This window comes from Actinomadura fibrosa, assembly GCF_900659615.1.
GTDB lineage: Bacteria > Actinomycetota > Actinomycetes > Streptosporangiales > Streptosporangiaceae > Spirillospora > Spirillospora fibrosa.
On sequence record NZ_CAACUY010000482.1, the window covers coordinates 1 to 2,920 of the forward strand.

Genomic DNA, 2,920 nt, shown 5'->3' on the forward strand with positions numbered 1-2,920 from the left:
AGCTGGCCGCGCGGTGCGGCGCGCTGCCCGCCACCTCGGCCGTCGCGCGCGGCCTGTTCGCGGGCGACCCGTTCGGGCTGGACGTCAGCGGCGGCTTCGCCACGCCGGCCGCCGCCGCGCTGATCCGCGGCGCCGACCTGGTCGTCGCCTGGGGCTGCTCGCTCACCGCGTGGACGACCCGGCACGGCGCCCTGATCGGCCGCGACGCGACCGTCGCGCAGGTCGACGTGGACGCCCAGGCGCTGGGCGCGCACCGCCCCGTCGACCTCGGCCTCATCGGCGACGTCGCGGAGACCGCGCGCGCCGTCGCCGCCGAGCTGGAGGCGCGCGGGCACTCCGCCACCGGCTACCGGACGCCGGAGGTCGCCGCGCGGCTCGCCCGCGAGGGCCGCTGGCGGGACGTCCCCTACGAGGAGCACACCGCGGGCAAGGCCGGCGCGGACGGCCCCCGCATCGACCCGCGGACGCTGACCATCGAGCTGGACGGCCTGCTGCCCCGCGAGCGGACCGTCGCCGTGGACTCGGGCAACTTCATGGGCTACCCGGCGATGTTCCTGGACGTCCCGGACGCCGACGGCCTCGTGTTCACCCAGGCGTTCCAGGCGGTGGGGCTCGGCCTCGCCACGGCCGTCGGCGCCGCCGTGGCGCGCCCCGACCGGCTGACGGTCGCCGCGCTCGGCGACGGCGGCGCGCTGATGGCGGTCGCGGAGCTGGAGACGGCCGTCCGGCTCGGGCTGGGCCTGCTCGTGGTCGTCTACGACGACGAGGCGTACGGCGCGGAGGTCCACCACTTCGGGCCCGGCGGCCACCCCCTCGGCACCGTGACCTTCCCGCCCGCCGACCTGGCCGCCATCGGCCGCGGTTTCGGCTGCGCGGCGGCGACCGTGCGGCGGCCCGGCGACCTCGCGGCGGTCGCCGACTGGCTGGCCGGGCCCCGGGACCGCCCGATGGTCGTGGACGCCAAGGTGACCCGGGAGCGGCCCGCCTGGTGGCTGGAGGACGCCTTCCGCGGCCACTGAGCCGCGGTCCGCATGGACGCCGGTGACCTGGGGAATGATCGCGAACGCGGCCGGGAACGGGGGGTGCGCGCGGGGCGCGGCGTGCCGTTCCTCCGAGAACTGCCGACATTGTCGTTACTGGCCGGTTGACCCGATTCGTCCGGTTCCTTACGTTCGCGGCAGTGTGGTCCACGTCACAGTCGCGAGGAGGAGAGATGACGGCACGACCGAGGGTCCCCGAACTGGCCCGCGAGATGGCCGCGGAGTTCGCCGGGACGCTGATCCTGATCCTCTTCGGGGCGGGCGTCGTCGCGCAGGTCGTCGCCGGGGGCATCGGCGACCACGACAGCATCGCCTGGGCGTGGGGCATCGGCGTCACGCTGGGCGTGTACGTGTCGGCGCGGCTCAGCGGCGGGCACATCAACCCGGCCGTGACGGTCGCGCTCGCGGTGTTCAAGGGGTTCCCCTGGCGCAAGGTCGGCCCGTTCTGCCTCGCGCAGTTCCTCGGCGCCTTCGTCGCCGCGCTGATCGTCCGGTGGAACTACACCGAGGTGCTCGCCAAGGCCGATCCCGGCCACACCATCAAGACGCAGGGCGTGTTCTCGACGCTGCCCGGCAACGGCACGCTCCCGATCAGCACCTGGGGCGCGCTCCGCGACCAGGTCATCGGCACCGCGATCCTGCTGTTCGTCGTGCTGGCCCTCACCGACCTGCGGAACTCCCCGCCGCTCGCGAACCTCACCCCGCTCATCATCGGCCTCCTGGTCGTCGCGATCGGGATGGCGTGGGGCACCGACGCCGGCTACGCGATCAACCCCGCGCGCGACCTCGGCCCGCGCCTCGCGCAGTTCCTCACCGGATACGACGGGGCCTGGCGGGACCAGTACGGCGACCTGTACTTCTGGGTCCCGATCGTCGGCCCGCTCATCGGGGGCATCGTGGGCGCTGGACTCTACCTGGTGCTGATCGGACGCAACATCCCCGAGCCCGAGGACGCCGCGGCCGCGGGCGCCGAGCGCAAGCCCGAGTACGACGTCAGCTGACGGCGCGCCCGTCCCGTCCCCTCACACGAAAGGGAGAGCCCCATGGCCGACTTCGTCGGAGCCCTCGACCAGGGCACGACCAGCACCCGCTTCATGATCTTCGATCACGGCGGGAACGAGATCGCGCGCCACCAGCTCGAACACGAGCAGATCCTGCCCCGGGCCGGATGGGTCGAGCACAACCCCACCGAGATCTGGGAGCGCACCCGCGCGGTCGTCGAGACCACGCTGAACAAGGCCAACCTGGTCCACTCGGACCTGGCGGCGTTCGGGATCACGAACCAGCGCGAGACCACGCTGGTGTGGAACCGGCGGACCGGGCGCCCCTACTACAACGCGATCGTCTGGCAGGACACCCGCACCGACCGCATCGCCTCCGCCCTCGACCGCGACGGCAGGGGCGCCACGATCCGGCACCGCGCGGGGCTGCCGCCCGCCACCTACTTCTCCGGCGGGAAGATCCAGTGGATCCTGGAGAACGTGGACGGCGTCCGCGAGGCCGCCGAGAACGGCGACGCGATCTTCGGCAACATCGACACCTGGGTCCTGTGGAACCTCACCGGCGGCGCCGGCGGCGGCGTGCACGTCACCGACCCCACCAACGCCAGCCGCACGATGCTGATGGACCTGGAGACCCTCGACTGGGACGACGAGCTGCTGTCGTTCTTCAATATCCCGCGCGCGATGCTGCCGGAGATCAAGCCGTCGTCGGCGCCCGAGCCGTACGGCGTGACCAGGGGGGACGGCCCGCTCCGCGGCGAGGTCCCGCTGTCGGGCATCCTCGGCGACCAGCAGGCCGCGACGGTCGGGCAGGTGTGCTTCGCGCCCGGCGAGGCCAAGAACACCTACGGCACCGGCAACTTCCTGCTGCTCAACACG

General features: G+C 73.4%; 3 protein-coding genes. All 3 read left to right on the forward strand.

Annotated features, from left to right (window positions below; translation table 11 throughout):
- On the forward strand, nt 1-1,019 hold a 1,019-nt coding region (locus E1300_RS48840; protein ID WP_131764060.1), incomplete at its 5' end, for a thiamine pyrophosphate-dependent enzyme.
- A 194-nt stretch (nt 1,020-1,213) separates the two neighbouring features.
- Nucleotides 1,214-2,041, forward strand: coding sequence for an MIP/aquaporin family protein (locus tag E1300_RS48845; protein ID WP_131764061.1), 828 nt, complete (start codon nt 1,214-1,216; stop codon nt 2,039-2,041).
- A 42-nt stretch (nt 2,042-2,083) separates the two neighbouring features.
- Nucleotides 2,084-2,920, forward strand: an 837-nt coding sequence (locus E1300_RS48850) for an FGGY family carbohydrate kinase (RefSeq protein ID WP_242619906.1), incomplete at its 3' end; no start/stop codon positions are given.

Coding starts and splice junctions, on each gene's coding strand:
- E1300_RS48845 (WP_131764061.1), top strand. CDS start 1,214: ATGACGGCACGACCGAGGGTCCCCGAACTGGCCCGCGAGATGGCCGCG.